A 14,827-nucleotide genomic window follows, 5' to 3' on the forward strand; every position below is an offset into this window, starting at 1 on the left:
TCAACCGCCGCTGCGGGCCTGGCTGGTTTCCAGCGCCAGCAGGTTCATCAGGAAGTTGCCGAAGAACTGCATGTCCTGCTCGATGGCCGCCCGCGCGCCACGGGCGTCGCCTGCTCGCGCGGCCTCATAGGCGTCTTCATGGAAGTCGTTCAGGCGCAGGGACAGGTCCGCCTCGGTGAACAGCTGGTTGAAGAAGGGCCCGACCTGCAGCCAGAGGGATTCGATCATGCGCAGCAGCGTCGGGTTGGCGCAGGCGCGGTAGAGGGTCAGGTGGAACAGGCTGTTGTCGTCCAGGTAGCCCTGCACGTCGCGGCGCTCCAGGGCCTTTTCCATGCGCTCGACGCAGCCTTGCAAGGTCGCCAGCTCATCGGTGCTCAAGCGCGGTACGGCGGTTTCCACCGCCAGCCCTTCCAGCGCCAGGCGCACCTGGAACACCTGGGCGAAGCGTTCCCGGGTCATCACCGGCACCCGCACCGAGCGCTGCGGCTCGCCTTCCAGGGCGCCTTCGGCCACCAGGCGCTGCAACGCGGCGCGCACCGGCATCGGGCTGGTGCCCCAGGCGGCGGCGAGGTCGCGGATCTTCATGCGCTCGCCGGGTTTGAACTGGCCTGCCAGCAGGCCTTCACGGAGTCGGAGGTACAGCTGTTCCTGCAGGTTCTCGGCCATGGCGGATCACCGTGCGGAAACCGGCGGGGCCGGCAGTTGGCTGAGGGTCAGGCTGCAATCGCGCATCGTGGACACCGTCTATATCAAGGGTTGGGGAGGCCCGCACGGGCTGTGCGGGCACGGGATTCGATCAGCAGGGGGACGGTTGCTTTCGCCTCCTTGTGATCACAAAGCAGGTAAAAGGCTACTCCAAACGGCGTATCCGGCCAATGCTTGACACAAATGTGATCACAAATCACGATGTGCGGAAATTCGAACGAGGTGTTCAGCATGACCGCCAGTGGTATCAGCCAAGCCGCCGTGGAAACCTTCGCCGCCCGTGAGCGCACCCGCTTCATCGAGCGCAACCCGACGTCCGTCGCCCTCGCCGAGCGCGCCCGCAACTCGCTGTATGCCGGCGTGCCGATGCACTGGATGGCCGACTGGTCCACCCCCTGCCCGCTGTTCGTCGAGCGCGCCAAGGGCGCCCGTTTCTATGACGTGGACGGCCACGAATACATCGACTTCTGCCTGGGCGACACCGGCACCATGTTCGGCCACTCGCCGGACCCGGTGGCCCGCGCCATCGCCGAGCAGGCCGGCAACGGCCTGACCACCATGCTCCCCGGCGAAGACGCCGTGGTCTGCGGCGAGCTGCTGGCCGCCCGCTTCGGCCTGCCCTACTGGCAGGTGACCGCCACCGCCACCGACTCCAACCGCTACGTGCTGCGCTGGGCCCGTGCCGTCACCGGGCGCAAGACCCTGCTGGTGTTTGACGGCTGCTACCACGGCACCGTGGACGACGTGATGGTGCGCAGCCGCGACGGCCGCACCGTGCACCGCTCCGGGCTGGTGGGCCAGGCCTACGACCTGACCCAGTACAGCCGCGCCATCCCCTTCAACGACGTCGAGGCCCTGGAGGCCGCCCTGGCCCAGGGCGACGTCTGCGCCCTGCTCTGCGAGCCGGCCATGACCAACATCGGCATGGTCCTGCCGGACCCGGGCTTCATGCAGAAGTGCCGCGAGCTGACCCGAAAGTACGGCAGCCTGCTGATCATCGACGAGACCCACACCATCTCCACCGACATCGGCGGCTGCACCCGCCTGTGGAACCTCGACCCGGACTTCTTCGTGGTCGGCAAGCCGATCGCCGGCGGCGTGCCCTGCGGCATCTTCGGCTGCAGCGCGGAGATGGCCGAACGCATGGCCGCCTCGCGCAGGCAGGCCCAGGAAGACAGCCATGGCCACGGCCACAGCGGCATGGGCACCACCCTCTCGGCCAACGCCCTGGCCATGCACTGCATGCGCGCCAACCTCGAAGCGGTCATGACCCAGGCCGCCTACGACCACATGCTGCCCCTGGCCAAGCGCCTGGCCGACGGCTTCCGCCGGCTCATCGCCCAGCACGACCTGAAGTGGTCGGTGACCGAGCTGGGCGCCCGCAGCGAATTCCAGTTCTGCCCGGTGTCCCCGCGCACCGGTGCCGAGGCCGAGGCCGCCTTCCATGACGAGCTGCAGATGGCCCTGCACCTGTACCTGATCAACCGCGGCATCCTCATCACGCCGTTCCACAACATGACCCTGTGCTGCCCCGCCACCTCCGAGGCGGACGTGGACCAGCTGATCGCCACCCTGGACCAGGCCATCACCGAGCTGCTGGCCATCCCCGGCGCCCGCGAATAGTCCGTAGACCGGTCGGGCGGATGGCGCTGTCATCCGCCCACACCCAACCACCGGTGGCTGGAGGACGCGCCAGCCACCCGACGCGAGAACCCCCATGCCCTTCGCCCATCCCCAGGAAGCCCGCGACTTCCTCGAACGCCACCCCGAAGTCCGCAGCATCGAGCTGATGCTGATCGACGCCAACGGCATCCCCCGCGGCAAGCTGCTGCACCGCGACGAGCTGCTGGCCATCTACGAGAACGGCCGCCCGCTGCCCAGCTCCATCCTCTCCCTCACCCTGCAGGGCGAGGACGTGGAAGCCAGCGGCCTGGTCTGGGAAGTGGCCGATGCCGACTGCTGGACCTACCCCCTCGCCGGCTCCCTGTGCCTGCAGCCCTGGCGCGCCACCCCCACCGGCCAGGTGCAGGTGAGCATGCACCCGACCCAGGGCCAGCCGGCCGCCGCCGGCGACCCGCGCCACGTGCTGGCGCGCACCATCGACCGGCTCAAGGCCGACGGCTACCACCCGGTGATGGCGGTGGAGCTGGAGTTCTACCTGCTGGACAAGCAGCGCGACGCCAACGGCCGCCCGCAGCCCGCCCTGCAGGCCAACGGCGTGCGCCCGCAGGCGCCCCAGGTCTACGGCGTATACGAGCTGGAACAGCTGCAGCCCTTCCTCGACGACCTCTACGCCGCCTGCGAAGCCCAGGGCCTGCCGGTGCGCACCGCCATCTCCGAATACGCCCCCGGCCAGCTGGAACTGACCCTGGAGCACCGCTTCGACGCGCTGCAGGCGGTGGACGAAGGCCTGCGCTACAAGCGCCTGGTCAAGGGCGTGGCCAACAAGCACGGGCTGATCGCCTGCTTCATGGCCAAGCCCTTCGGCGACCTGGCCGGCAGCGGCCTGCACATGCACGTCAGCCTGGCCGACGCCGAGGGCAACAACCTGATGGCCAGCGAAGACCCCCACGGCACCCCGCTGCTGCGCCACGCCATCGGCGGCATGATGGCCACGCTCAACGACGCCCTGGCGATCTTCTGCCCCAACGCCAACTCCTACCGGCGCTTCCAGGCCAACAGCTACGCGCCGCTGGCCAAGAGCTGGGGGGTGAACAACCGCACCGTGTCCTTCCGCGTGCCCGGCGGCCCGACGAAAAGCCGCCACGTGGAGCACCGCATCTGCGGCGCCGACGCCAACCCCTACCTGGCGGCCGCGGCCATCCTGGCCGGCATCCACACCGGCATCCGCGAACAGATCGACCCGGGCGAGCCCATCGTCGGCAACGGCTACGAGCAGGCCCGCGAAACCCTGCCCACCGACTGGCTCACCGCCTTGCGCAATCTTGAGCAGTCCGCCTGGGCGAAGGATGCCCTGGGCGAGGCGTTCCTGAAGATCTACCTCGCCATCAAGTGGGAGGAGTTCCGCCAGTTCGTCAGCGAAGTGGGCGAGCAGGACTGGCGCTGGTACCTGACCCACGCCTGACCGCTGGAAGCCCTGCCGACCCAGGGGCCGGCAGGGTTATCCACAGCGTCAGCGCAACGGCAGGCAGCGGGCGTTTGGCTTGGGTTCGAGGGGCCCGGCGAAGCACACCCGGTTCCCGCCCTCCAGGCGCGCCGGCTGGCCGGGGTAATAGGGGTTATCCACAGGCGAGGCCGCCAGCGCCGCCGCCCAGCCGGACGGCTCGGCGGGCAGATCGTCCAGCAACGCCAGCAGGCGCAGCTTCGCGTCCAGGTCCTGGATGCGGCCGGCATAGGCGCGGTAGTCCGGCCCGGCGGTTCCCACCAGTCGATCGCCCATCCAGTTGCGCCAGCCCGTGGGCTTGGGAAGGAGCCGGGGCTGTGCCTTCACCTCGCGGGCAAAATCCTTTGGTTCCAATCGGGACAGTTCGGCAACCTGGCGGAAGGGCGGAAACGTGGCGTTGAGGCTCATGTTCGGCCGCATCAGCAGCGCCATGCCGATGCGCTCCTTCAACGGCGCCCCCTCACCACCGGGCAGGCTCTGGAACAGCGTCGCGATGTACAGCAGCTCCCGCTGCAACGGCTTGACCAGGGCGCGCTCCGCCTCGTTCAGCGGTGCCGGCTGCTGTGGTGCAGGCATCCAGCCCTGACGGTACAGGCGGGCCTGCAGCTCCAGGTTGCGGTCGATCAGCTTGCCGGCCATGACTTTCGCGAGGAGTTGGTCGGCCCGCGCCAGCAGGCGACGCAACACCACCAACTCCTGCGCCAACCGCTCACGAGCCTCTTCTCCCGATCCCTGGCGGGCCTGCAGCAATACCTGGGCTCCGAACACGCGCTGAGCGTGATCAAGGTACGCCATTGACGGCCAGGGCTCGGCCGCACCTGCGGTAGTCAGGGTCTGGTAGTCGTCCAGGGCAAGCAGCTCGCTGTAGCGCGCAGCCAACAGGATGTGGCTCCGGACCTGGGCCTCCAACTCGACCGGATGCGCCAACTGGTTCGCCCAGCAGCCGTTCTGCTCGATGCTGCACAGCAACGGGTCGGTCGGCAAATCCAGCGTGGGCAGCTGTGGCGGGCTGTACTCGTCCACCGCCGAATGCCGAGCACGCCAGCGCTGGTAGGCGTCCAGCCGCTCGCGCCCGTAGGCCTCCGGCGCCTGGTCGGCCGGCGCATCCATGCCCATCAGGTAAAGGAATGCCGCGCTGTCGGCGCCCTCGTGGCGGGCATCCCGCAGCCAGTCGGCCACCTCCGGACGCAGCGGGTCGTCCCGCAGCAGCAGCGCGCCCCCCGTCACCAGAGCGCCCACCAGCACCGCACTGCCGAGCAGCCCGATCACGGCGCGCTTCATGGCTGCACCCGGGCGATAGGAAGGAGGATGAAGTTTTCGCAGCGCCACGTGGGGCGCCAGGTGTAGCCTGCCGGCATGGGAGGGCGTCCTTGCTTGGGAAAAAGACGCCCATCATACGGGCGCCCGTCCCGGCGCGGTCGGCACCGCGTCACGCATCCTGATTCACACTGCCTCTGGAGCCCCGATGGAACCCGGCAACGCACAACTGACGATGACCGTCCTGATGACCCCGGACATGGCCAACTTCTCCGGCAACGTCCATGGCGGCACCCTGCTCAAGTACCTCGACGAGGTGGCCTACGCCTGCGCCAGCCGCTACGCCGGGCGCTACGTGGTGACCCTCTCGGTGGACCAGGTGGTGTTCCGCCAGCCGGTGCACGTCGGCGAGCTGGTGACCTTCCTCGCCTCGGTGAACTACACCGGCACCACCTCCATGGAGATCGGCATCAAGGTGATCACCGAGAACATCCGCGAACGCTCGGTGCGCCATACCAACAGCTGCTTCTTCACCATGGTGGCGCTGGACGACGAGCGCCGCCCGGCGCCGGTTCCGCCGCTGGAGCCGCAGACCCCCGACCAGAAGCGTCGTTACGTGCAGGGTCAGCAGCGGCGGGAGATCCGCCAGGAACTGGAACGCCGCTACCGCGCCTTGCGCGGCGAGGACGACGTCCAGGGTTAAGGACCCGGCCTGCACCCGGCAGGGGCGAGCGCCCCTGCCGGCGGGTGCAGGCCGGTAGGCGGTTACTGGTCGTGACCGCTGTGCTGGCTGTGGTCGCCCTGCTCGGCGTGCTCGCCGTGGGCGTGGGCCTTCTCGGCAGCGGGGGCGGCCTTCTGCACGGCGATCTCCACCTTGAGGTCGCCGGCCTTCTCGAAGTGCAGAGTCAGGGGGAAGCGCTCGCCATCCTTCAGCGGCTGCTTCAGGCCGAACATCATCAGGTGGTAGCCACCCTGCTCCAGGCGCACCTCGCCCCCGGCAGGAATGGCCAGGCCACCTTCCACTTGCTGCATCTTCATCACCCCGTCCTTGTGTACGTGCTCGTGGATCTCGGTCTTGCCGGCACGGGGGGTGTCGGCACCCACCAGGCGGTCCGGGGTGTCGCCGTTGTTGTGCACCACCAGGTAGGCCGCGCCGTTGGCGGACACCGGCGGCAGCTCCAGGGCCCACGGGTGGTCGATGTGCAGCTTGGCCACCTGGTACTCGTGGGCCAGGGCGGCGGTGCTGAACAGGCCCAGCAGGGCAGCGGCGGAAATCAGGGTCTTGCGCATGGGGTCACTCCTTGGAAAGTCGATCGGCGCCGGGCCTGAAAACGGCCATCCGGACGCCGGAAACGCCGCGCACAGGGGCGCGCGGCGGCAAACGGCTTCAGGCGAGCGACGGCGGTGCGCGGGGCCGGGCGCCGGGGAATACCGAGGCGGCACCATGGCCCGCCTCCGGCTCCAGCGGGGCGAAGAACGCCGTGGCCGGCAACAGGGCGGGCAGCAGCGGTGCGGGCGTGAGTGCCGGGGAGGCGGAGAGCAGCGTGCAGTAGCCGCACTTGGCCAGCAGGTGGTCGGGGTGGGCCGGGAGCTTGGCCGAATCACGCCCGGAGGCGCAGGCCATCTCCGCCAGCCAGGCCGGCAGTTCGCCCGCCTGGGCGCGGACCTGGGACAGCAACGGACCGGCCACCACCAGCCACAGGGCCAGCAGTCCGAGCCAGGCGCCGAAGCGCATGCGTCCGTGATGAGCCAATCCCGTCTCCCGGGTCCGTTGGAGAGTGGCGTGGGCAACCACGCCGGAAACCGCGCCATGCTAGCGATACAGCGCCGGCAAGCATAGCCGCTGAAGGGCACCTCCAAACACGGCCTGCGTTGTCATCGCGGCGTTGAAAACAGCCTCAAATGCTCATTTACCGCACGTAAACTGCGCTTTTTCGCCGGTTTTTGCCTTCGGCTTCCGGCCTCGCCGACGTTTTTGGACGTGCCCTGAGTCAGATGGCCGCAGGTCAGCCCAGGCGACGCGCCTCGAAGCGCACGCGCGGGTGGGCGATGCGGTCCTGGGCCCGCACCAGCTCCAGTTCGTAGCTGCCGCAGGCCTGGGTTTCCAGCAGCACCTCGTGCACTGCGGAAGCAGCGAATTCGAAGGCCGCCACCAGGGTGTCCCCCAGCAACAGACGGGCGAGGAACACCCCTGACGTCAGGTCGCCCACACCCACCGGCTGGCGCGGGAAGGCCAGCAGCGGCCGGCGCAGCAGCCAGCTACCGTCGGCACTGACCAGCAGCATTTCGAAGTCCTCCGGGGCGCGGCCGGGGTAGTCCAGGTGCTTCACCAGCACTGCACGCGGGCCACGGGCCAGCAGCGCGCGGGCCATGGCCACGCAGTCCTCCAGGGAGTCCGGGCGGCGCCCGGCGAAGCTGTTCAGCTCCAGCTGGTTGGGGCACAGGTAGTCGGCGGCGGCCGCGGCTTCCTCCAGCAGGAAGCGGCTCACTTCGGGGGCCACCACGCAGCCCTTCTCCGGGTGGCCCATCACCGGGTCGCACAGGTACAGCGCGCGCGGATTGGCCGCCTTGATGCGGGCCACCGCCTCGAGGATCTCGCGGCCCTGGGCGGCGCTGCCCAGGTAGCCGGACAGCACCGCATCGCAGTTGCCCAGCTCGCCGATGGCGGCAATGCCCTCCACCAGCTGGGGGATCTGCCGGGGCGGCAGCACCTCGCCGGTCCACTGCCCGTACTGGGTGTGGTTGGAGAACTGCACGGTGTTCAGCGGCCAGACCTTCACCCCCAGGCGCTCGACCGGGAACACCGCCGCGCGGTTGCCGGCGTGGCCGAACACCACATGGGACTGGATGCTGAGGAGATGGGGCGTGCGCGACATGGAAGGTCCTTCGGGTCGGGGTGGATCGAATGCCAGGAGGTGCGGGCTCGGTTCGCCGGCCATAATGGCAGGATTCTCCAACCTGCCGGCACCCACCGTCACCATGGAATCCCTGTATTTTTCGCCCATGCTGCTCGGGCTCAACCTGATGCTGGGCAGCGCCCTGGCCTGCACCGGGCTCTGGTACGTCTCGCGCCCCTATCGCGGTCCCGGCTTCTGGGCGGCCGGCGCCTGGCTGCTGATCCTCGGCATCCTCGCCTTCTTCGTCTTCGTCGCCACCGGCAACCGCGTGCTCAACGTCCTCGGCAACGCCACCCAGCTGGCCGGCGAGGCAGTGCTGATGCTCGGGGTGTTCCGCTTCCTCGGCCGGCCGTTGCCGGTCTGGACGGTGCCGGCCAGCGCCGGGCTGATGGCCGCCTTCAACAGCTGGCACTGGTGGGTGGCACCGCTCAACAGCGAGCTGCTGATCGCCGTCTACGCCGCCATCGGCGGGGCGCTGCCCCTGCAGGCCGCCAGCGCCCTGCTGCGCCACCCGCGCGAACCCCAGCTGCGCGGGGTATGTGCCGGCGTCGGCGTGGTGCTGCTGGGCTACGCCCTGGTCACCCTGCTGCGGGGCGGCATCGCCGTGCACGACTGGCTGAACGCGGTGGAGCACCCCGACGTGACCCGCTCGGTGGCCTACCTGCTGCCCTACAACTTCGGCATCCCGCTGTGGGTCATCGCCCTGGTGGGCCTGGCGCTGATGACCATGCGCCGCATCCTCCTCGACAGCCAGCGCCACGCCGAGCAGGCCGAGGCCGGCGCCCAGCGCTTCGAGCGCCTGATGGGGCTGACCAGTGTTGGCCTGATGGTGCTGCAGGACGGCCGCATCCAGGACAGCAACCCGGCCCTCGACAGCCTGTTCGGCCTGCCCCGCGACGGCCTGCGCGAGCGCACGCCCCAGACGCTGTTCCCGGCCAGCGAGCAGGCTGCGCTGGAGCGCCTGCTGACGGAGGCCGACGGCACCCCGCGCGACTTCGCCGTGCAGCGCCAGGACGGCACCCTGCTCGCCGTCGAGTGCTCGGTGACGGCGCTGGACGACCGCCAGCGGCTGATGGAGATCCGCGACGTCAGCCACCGCAAGGCCCTGGAGGAACGCCTGCGCCTGCAGGCCACCACCGACCCGCTGACCGGTGCCCTGAACCGCCGGGCCTTCGACGCCCGCGCCGAGCAGGAGCGCCTGCGGGCCCTGCGCCAGGGCCAGCCGTTGTGCCTGGCGATGCTCGACATCGATCATTTCAAGCGCATCAACGACCAGCATGGCCACGCCGCCGGCGACCAGGTACTGCAGGCCTTCAGCCGCCTCTGCCAGGCGGCCGCCCGCAGCACCGACGTGTTCGCCCGGATCGGCGGCGAGGAATTCGTCTTCCTGCTGCCCGACACCCCGGCCGATGCCGCCCGTCGTTTTCTTGAACGGTTGCGTGAGGCCGTGGAGCAGCTGCGCATCGAAATCGACGGCCAGGCGCTGGCCGTCAGCGTCAGCATCGGCCTGGCCGAAGCCCCGGCGGAGCGGGGTCTGGAGGCCCTCCAGGAGGCGGCCGACCAGGCGCTTTATCGGGCCAAGCAGCAGGGTCGCAACCGCCTCGAGCTGGCCTTCTGATCGGCCACGGATGGGTTAAGCTTCAGCGCATCCGAGGGGAGTGATCATGATCAGTCTGGCCGATGTCTTCCTGTTCCTGCTGCTTGCCGCCGGCGCCGCCTGGCTCTGGCGCGGCCACGGTGTGCGCGAGCGCGCCCTGGTGCTGGTGAAACAACACTGCGCCCGTTTCGACGTGGACCTGCTGGACGGCAACGTCGCCCTGCAGCGCATGGCCATCGTCCGCGATGCCAAGGGCCACCGCCGCCTGGCGCGCATCTATGGCTTCGAATTCACCGTCACCGGCGAGCAGCGCCTGACCGGCACGGTGCAGATGTTCGGCAACCACCTGGGGCGCATCCAGATGGACCCGCACCCCTTCCAGGCCCCGCGCGAGCCGGAAGTCGTCGCCAGCAACGTCATCCAGCTGGACACCTGGCGCCGCAACCACCCGCGCCAGGACGAGCAGCGCCAGGTGGAATGACCCGCCGGGCTCAGCCCTCGCCGAGCCCCTCCAGCCTGTGGATAACCCCGTTCCAGTCCGCCCGCGTGGCGCCGGTCATGGCGCCGCGCAGCAGCCGGCAGCCCAGGCGGAAGCCGAGCCGCGCCCGCCGCGCCTGGTTATGCCGGCAGCGCTCGAACAGCCAGTCGGGATCGAACCCCTGCCACACCCCCGCCACGCTCCAGGCGTTGAGCCAGACGGCGGGCGCCACTTCCAGCGCGTAGATCGCCTCCAGCTCGGCCTGTGGATAACCGCTCTCGTGCAGGCAGCGCGCCAGCCGCAGCAGGTCGCCCGCGTCCAGCTCGGTGTCCAGCCACAGCTCCGAAAGCGCCAGCCAGACCGCCTCGCGGCGCGGGTCGCTCACAGGCCGCGCCCGAGGAAGTCCGCCACCCGCTCGGCGGCGGCGTCCGGGTCTTCCTGCATAAAGCAGTGGCCGCCCTCCACCACCTGGGCGCTGACGTGGCCGTTGAGGGCACAGAGCCGCGCCACCGAACGGGCGACGAAGGGGTAGCTGGCCTCGCCGTGGAGGATCAGGGTCGGCGTGGCGATGCGTGCCAGCGACGGCCAGAGGCGTTTCGGGCAGGAGCTGAACACCTCCGCCTCGCGGCTGGGGCGGCACTTCAGCTCGACGCCACCCTCCACCGCCTTGATCGCATGGTCCACGTAGGCCGCCAGGGCATCGTCGCGCCAGCCACGGAAGATGCCGCGCCCCTGCAGCGCCTTGAACGCTGCATCGCGGTCACTCCACTGGTGGCGTCGGGCCCGGGCGCGCTTGGCCAGGGTGGTGCGCCGGTGCAGGCCGAGCACCTCGCTGAAGGCCATCACCCCGATCATCGCCGGGGTGAAGATCACCGGGTCCAGCAGCACCGCACGCTGGAACAGCGCGGGATGGCGGGCCAGCACCAGGCTGGTGAGCACGCCGCCGAAGCTGTGCCCCAGGGCCAGGCGCGGCACCTCGCCGAAGCGCCCGCGACCGGCCTCGAACGCCTCCACGGCCAGCTCCGCGTTGCGGTTCCAGCCCAGGAAGCGCCCCCCGTGATCGCTCTCGCCGTGCCCCTGCAGGTCGCACAGCCAGAGGTCGAAGTGCGCCTCCAGGTGCGCCAGCATCGGCGCATAGGCGCGGGTGCAGAAGCCGTTGCCGTGCAGGAAGTGCAGCAGCGGCCGGCCGCTGGGCGGGCTGTGCCAGCCACGCAGGGTGAAACCGGCGGACGTGGAATGGGACCAGGCGATCAACGACATGGGACAGGCTCGCAACGGGAAGCGCGCAGTGTATCGCCGGATGCCGCCCACCGGCAGCCTGTGGATACCCGTGCCGACCCGCCGGCTCCGGGCTCCAGGGGTTATCCACAGGCCGCCGCCGCCCCGCTCGTGCTATCGTCGCAGCCCCCCTGCACCACCCCGGACCCGCCCGTGCCCAGCCTGTCCCCGCGCATCGTCCCGCTGACCCTGCTGTTCGTCATCGGCCTGCTGCTGTCGATGCACCAGGCTGGGCGCCAGGCCGAGTACGCCGCACTGCGCGAGGAAGGCCTCCAGGCCGGCGCCCAGCTCGGCCTCTACCGCAGCGCCCTGAGCACCCTGATCGAGCGCTACCGCGCCCTGCCCGCCGTGCTGGCCCTGGACCCGGAGCTGCGCCAGGCGCTGCAGGCACCGCTGACCGACGACCTGCAACGGCAGCTCAACCTCAAGCTGGAACGCATCAACGGCGCCGCCCACTCCTCCACCCTGGAGCTGATGCGCGAAGACGGCCTGGCCATCGCCGCCAGCAACTGGCGCCTGCCCACCAGCTACGTCGGCCACAACTACGGCTTCCGCCCCTATTTCCTGGAAACCCGCACCCAGGGCACCGGACGCTTCTACGCCGTGGGCGTGGTCAGCGGCATCCCCGGCTACTTCCTCTCCCACGCCATCCACGACGATGCCGGGCGCTTCCTCGGCGCCATCGTGGTCAAGCTGGAGTTCCCCGAGCTGGAGCAGCAGTGGCGCGAACGCCCCGACGTGATCCTGGTGAGCGACGCCAAGGGCATCGTCTTCATCGCCAACCAGCCGGCCTGGCGCTACCGCGAGCTGGCGCCGCTGGACGCAGGGCAGCGTGCCGAGCTGGCAGCCACCCGGCAGTACGACAAGAAGCCCCTGGTGCCCCTGGAGCACCAGACCCGCGAGGACTTCGGCGAGGGCAGCCGCCTGGTGCGGGTCAACGGCCCGGACGGCGAACAGGACTACCTCTGGGAATCCGAGGCGCTGCCCAGCGAGGGCTGGACCCTGCACCTGCTGCACCGCCCCCAGGGCGCCGCCAGCAGCGCCCGCACCGCCAGCCTGGCCGCCGGCGGGGTGTGGGCGGCGCTGTTCTTCCTCGGCCTGTTCCTGCAGCAGCGCTGGCGCCTGGCGCGCCTGCGCCAGCAGAGCCGCGAGGAGCTGGAGCGCCTGGTGGAGCAGCGCACCGCCGACCTGCGCACCGCCCAGGACGGCCTGGTGCAGGCCGCCAAGCTGGCCGCCCTGGGGCAGATGTCGGCCGCCCTCGCCCACGAGATCAACCAGCCGCTGACCGCCCTGCACATGCACCTGGGCAGCCTGCGCCTGATGCTGGACAACGGGCAGCTGGAACCGGCGCGCAAGGCCCTCGACCGGCTCGACGAGCTGCTGCGGCGCATGGCCGCCCTCACCGGCCACCTCAAGACCTACGCCCGCCGCACCCCCGGCGGCCTGCGGGAAACCCTGGAACTCGGCGACGTGGTGGGCAAGGCCCTGCAACTGCTCGCCCCGCGCCTGCGCGACAGCGACGCCCACATCGTCCAGCGCCTGGAGCAGCCGGCCTGGGTCCAGGGCGACGCCATCCGCCTGGAACAGGTGCTGGTCAACCTGCTGCGCAACGCCCTGGATGCCGTCGACGGCCAGGCTTCGCCAAAGGTGGAGATCAGCCTGCGACGCGACGGCGAGCACTGGTGCCTGGAGGTCGCCGACAACGGCGGCGGCATCCCCGCCGAGGCCCTGCCCCAGGTCTTCGATCCCTTCTTCACCACCAAACCGGTGGGCGACGGCCTGGGCCTCGGCCTGGCCGTGTCCTACGCCATCGTCCATGAACTGGGCGGGCGCCTGTCTGCGGAAAACCGTGGCCCCGGCGCGGTGTTCCGCCTCAGCCTGCCGGCCAGCCCCCCCGAGGAGCGAGCATGACCTCCCCCCACGTGATCTTCGTCGACGACGAAGCCGCCATCCGCGAAGCCGTGCGCGAATGGCTGGAACTCTCCGGCTTCGCCGTGCGCCTGTGCGCCAGCGCCGCCGAGTGCCTGCACGCCCTGGAACCGGACTTCCCCGGCGTGGTGGTCAGCGACCTGCGCATGCCGGGCATGGACGGCCTGGCCCTGCTGGAAGCGGTCCAGGCCCGCGACCGCGACCTGCCCTTCCTGCTGGTGACCGGCCACGGCGACGTGCCCCAGGCGGTGGAGGCCATGCGCCTGGGCGCCTATGACTTCATCGAGAAGCCCTTCACCCCCGAGCGCCTGCTGGGCAGCCTCAAGCGCGCGCTGGAGAAGCGCCGCCTGCAGCAGGAGAACCGCCGCCTGCGCCAGCAGGCGGACAGCCGCGCGCAACTGGACGGCCGCCTGCTGGGCATCTCCCGGCCCATCCTGCACCTGCGCAAACAGGTGCTGGACCTGGCGCAGACCCCGGTGAACGTCCTGCTGCGGGGCGACACCGGCAGCGGCAAGGAGCTCGTCGCGCGCTGCCTGCACGACTTCGGCCCGCGCGCGGAACGGCCCTTCGTCGCCCTCAACTGCGCCGCCATCCCCGAGAACCTCTTCGAGAGCGAGCTGTTCGGCCATGAAAGCGGCGCCTTCACCGGCGCCCAGGGCAAGCGCATCGGCAAGCTGGAGCACGCCAACGGCGGCACCCTGTTCCTCGACGAGATCGAGAGCATGCCCCTGGCCCAGCAGGTGAAGCTGCTGCGGGTGCTGCAGGAGCAGCAACTGGAGCGCCTGGGCTCCAACCAGAGCATCCGCATCGACGTGCGGGTGGTGGCCGCCACCAAGCCGGACCTGCGCGACGAAGTACGCGCCGGGCGCTTCCGCGAGGACCTGCTCTACCGCCTGAACGTCGCCGAGCTGCAGCTGCCGCCGCTGCGGGACCGCCGCGAGGACATCCCCCTGCTGTTCGAACACTTCGCCGCCCTGGCCGGCGAACGCCTGCAGCGCCCGGTGCCGAACCTCACCCCGGCCGAGCTGGCGCACCTGCTGGCCCACGACTGGCCCGGCAACGTGCGCGAGCTGGGCAACGCCGCCGAGCGCCACGTGCTGGGGCTGGCCGCGCCGCTGGACGCTCCCCGCGAGGACAGTGCGCCGTCCCTGGCCGAGCTGATGGAAGCCTACGAGGCGCAATGCCTGCGCCAGGCCCTGGCCCGCAGCAAGGGCGACATCAAGGCGGTGATGGCGCTGCTGCAACTGCCGCGCCGCACCCTCAACGAGAAGATGCAACGCCACGGCCTGGCCCGTGGTGACTTCCTCCCCGGCGAAGACGACTGAGCCATCCACAGGGCCTTCCGGCCCTGTGGTCATAAATCCACCTGAATGCCGAAGGCCCCGTCAATCGGGGCCTTCAGCACTGTGGACACAGCTTTTCAACAGGTTGATACACGCTATCTGGGGACAGCTCCCAGGCGGAGCTTTTCCACACTCCGCACCCCCTTCACTCCGCAAAATCCCTTGTATGGCGTGGCCTTGCGAAAAACATGATCAGTAAATGCACAGTTTGCTCCGTGC

The 14,827-nt window shown here is 70.1% G+C and carries 14 protein-coding genes; 7 read left to right on the forward strand and 7 right to left on the reverse strand.

Going from position 1 to position 14,827, the window contains the following annotated elements; genetic code table 11:
• Positions 1-666: a GntR family transcriptional regulator gene (locus BM198_RS10285; protein ID WP_074969737.1), complete on the reverse strand. Its 666-nt coding sequence runs from the start codon at positions 664-666 to the stop codon at positions 1-3.
• 270 nt (positions 667-936) lie between these two features.
• On the opposite strand from BM198_RS10285, the gene BM198_RS10290 reads away from it, so the two are divergent.
• A complete protein-coding gene (locus BM198_RS10290; protein WP_074969739.1) occupies positions 937-2,328 on the forward strand; it encodes an aspartate aminotransferase family protein in 1,392 nt (463 codons plus the stop codon).
• Positions 2,329-2,422: 94 nt separating this feature from the next.
• The gene (locus BM198_RS10295; protein WP_074969741.1) at positions 2,423-3,790 is read left to right on the forward strand and encodes a glutamine synthetase family protein; all 1,368 of its coding nucleotides are present in this window, start codon (positions 2,423-2,425) and stop codon (positions 3,788-3,790) included.
• Between the two features lie 48 nt (positions 3,791-3,838).
• Here the strand turns inward: BM198_RS10295 and BM198_RS10300 are convergent, their stop codons facing one another.
• Positions 3,839-5,110, reverse strand: coding sequence for a hypothetical protein (locus tag BM198_RS10300; RefSeq protein WP_074969743.1), 1,272 nt, complete (start codon positions 5,108-5,110; stop codon positions 3,839-3,841).
• A 184-nt stretch (positions 5,111-5,294) separates the two neighbouring features.
• Between BM198_RS10300 and BM198_RS10305 the strand changes: the two genes are divergently transcribed.
• Positions 5,295-5,789: an acyl-CoA thioesterase gene (locus BM198_RS10305; RefSeq protein WP_044409907.1), complete on the forward strand. Its 495-nt coding sequence runs from the start codon at positions 5,295-5,297 to the stop codon at positions 5,787-5,789.
• 62 nt (positions 5,790-5,851) lie between these two features.
• Here the strand turns inward: BM198_RS10305 and BM198_RS10310 are convergent, their stop codons facing one another.
• The 3 genes from BM198_RS10310 to pdxY form a co-directional block, all read right to left on the reverse strand.
• The gene (locus BM198_RS10310) at positions 5,852-6,376 is read right to left on the reverse strand and encodes a copper chaperone PCu(A)C (protein WP_074969745.1); all 525 of its coding nucleotides are present in this window, start codon (positions 6,374-6,376) and stop codon (positions 5,852-5,854) included.
• Positions 6,377-6,473: 97 nt separating this feature from the next.
• The gene (locus BM198_RS10315) at positions 6,474-6,839 is read right to left on the reverse strand and encodes a DUF2946 family protein (RefSeq protein ID WP_232104237.1); all 366 of its coding nucleotides are present in this window, start codon (positions 6,837-6,839) and stop codon (positions 6,474-6,476) included.
• A gap of 253 nt (positions 6,840-7,092) precedes the next feature.
• Positions 7,093-7,962 (reverse strand): pyridoxal kinase PdxY, encoded by an 870-nt coding sequence (gene pdxY / locus BM198_RS10320; protein WP_074969747.1) that lies wholly within the window; start codon positions 7,960-7,962, stop codon positions 7,093-7,095.
• 64 nt (positions 7,963-8,026) lie between these two features.
• Here pdxY and BM198_RS10325 point away from each other — a divergent pair, with 64 nt between their 5' ends.
• Both BM198_RS10325 and BM198_RS10330 read left to right on the forward strand, forming a co-directional pair.
• Positions 8,027-9,601, forward strand: a complete 1,575-nt coding sequence (locus BM198_RS10325; RefSeq protein WP_074969749.1) for a GGDEF domain-containing protein — start codon at positions 8,027-8,029, stop codon at positions 9,599-9,601.
• A gap of 46 nt (positions 9,602-9,647) precedes the next feature.
• The gene (locus BM198_RS10330; protein WP_044409919.1) at positions 9,648-10,061 is read left to right on the forward strand and encodes a DUF3301 domain-containing protein; all 414 of its coding nucleotides are present in this window, start codon (positions 9,648-9,650) and stop codon (positions 10,059-10,061) included.
• A gap of 10 nt (positions 10,062-10,071) precedes the next feature.
• Here the strand turns inward: BM198_RS10330 and BM198_RS10335 are convergent, their stop codons facing one another.
• Both BM198_RS10335 and BM198_RS10340 read right to left on the reverse strand, forming a co-directional pair.
• Positions 10,072-10,443 carry a DUF7079 family protein gene (locus BM198_RS10335; RefSeq protein ID WP_074969751.1) on the reverse strand — a complete coding sequence of 124 codons (372 nt, stop codon included), beginning with the start codon at positions 10,441-10,443 and terminating at the stop codon, positions 10,072-10,074.
• Entirely contained in the window at positions 10,440-11,318 is an 879-nt protein-coding gene (locus BM198_RS10340; protein WP_074969753.1) for an alpha/beta fold hydrolase, read from the reverse strand. Before BM198_RS10340 ends, BM198_RS10335 begins: the two co-directional genes overlap by 4 nt.
• 237 nt (positions 11,319-11,555) lie before the next feature.
• Between BM198_RS10340 and BM198_RS10345 the strand changes: the two genes are divergently transcribed.
• Together BM198_RS10345 and BM198_RS10350 are read left to right on the forward strand one after the other, a co-directional pair.
• Positions 11,556-13,247 (forward strand): ATP-binding protein, encoded by a 1,692-nt coding sequence (locus BM198_RS10345; RefSeq protein ID WP_083422371.1) that lies wholly within the window; start codon positions 11,556-11,558, stop codon positions 13,245-13,247.
• Positions 13,244-14,590: a sigma-54-dependent transcriptional regulator gene (locus BM198_RS10350; RefSeq protein ID WP_044409931.1), complete on the forward strand. Its 1,347-nt coding sequence runs from the start codon at positions 13,244-13,246 to the stop codon at positions 14,588-14,590. The genes BM198_RS10345 and BM198_RS10350 overlap by 4 nt, the downstream gene beginning before the upstream one ends.
• Positions 14,591-14,827 lie beyond the last annotated feature (237 nt).

Source organism: Metapseudomonas otitidis (assembly GCF_900111835.1).
Taxonomy (GTDB): domain Bacteria; phylum Pseudomonadota; class Gammaproteobacteria; order Pseudomonadales; family Pseudomonadaceae; genus Metapseudomonas; species Metapseudomonas otitidis.

Bases quoted from the DNA above. Each gene is read 5' to 3' on its own strand.
- BM198_RS10295 (WP_074969741.1), top strand. From the start codon at position 2,423: ATGCCCTTCGCCCATCCCCAGGAAGCCCGCGACTTCCTCGAACGCCAC.
- BM198_RS10325 (WP_074969749.1), top strand. From the start codon at position 8,027: ATGGCAGGATTCTCCAACCTGCCGGCACCCACCGTCACCATGGAATCC.
- BM198_RS10340 (WP_074969753.1), bottom strand. From the start codon at position 11,318: ATGTCGTTGATCGCCTGGTCCCATTCCACGTCCGCCGGTTTCACCCTG.
- pdxY (WP_074969747.1), bottom strand. From the start codon at position 7,962: ATGTCGCGCACGCCCCATCTCCTCAGCATCCAGTCCCATGTGGTGTTC.
- BM198_RS10290 (WP_074969739.1), top strand. From the start codon at position 937: ATGACCGCCAGTGGTATCAGCCAAGCCGCCGTGGAAACCTTCGCCGCC.
- BM198_RS10285 (WP_074969737.1), bottom strand. From the start codon at position 666: ATGGCCGAGAACCTGCAGGAACAGCTGTACCTCCGACTCCGTGAAGGC.
- BM198_RS10350 (WP_044409931.1), top strand. From the start codon at position 13,244: ATGACCTCCCCCCACGTGATCTTCGTCGACGACGAAGCCGCCATCCGC.
- BM198_RS10300 (WP_074969743.1), bottom strand. From the start codon at position 5,110: ATGAAGCGCGCCGTGATCGGGCTGCTCGGCAGTGCGGTGCTGGTGGGC.
- BM198_RS10345 (WP_083422371.1), top strand. From the start codon at position 11,556: ATGCACCAGGCTGGGCGCCAGGCCGAGTACGCCGCACTGCGCGAGGAA.
- BM198_RS10330 (WP_044409919.1), top strand. From the start codon at position 9,648: ATGATCAGTCTGGCCGATGTCTTCCTGTTCCTGCTGCTTGCCGCCGGC.
- BM198_RS10310 (WP_074969745.1), bottom strand. From the start codon at position 6,376: ATGCGCAAGACCCTGATTTCCGCCGCTGCCCTGCTGGGCCTGTTCAGC.
- BM198_RS10305 (WP_044409907.1), top strand. From the start codon at position 5,295: ATGGAACCCGGCAACGCACAACTGACGATGACCGTCCTGATGACCCCG.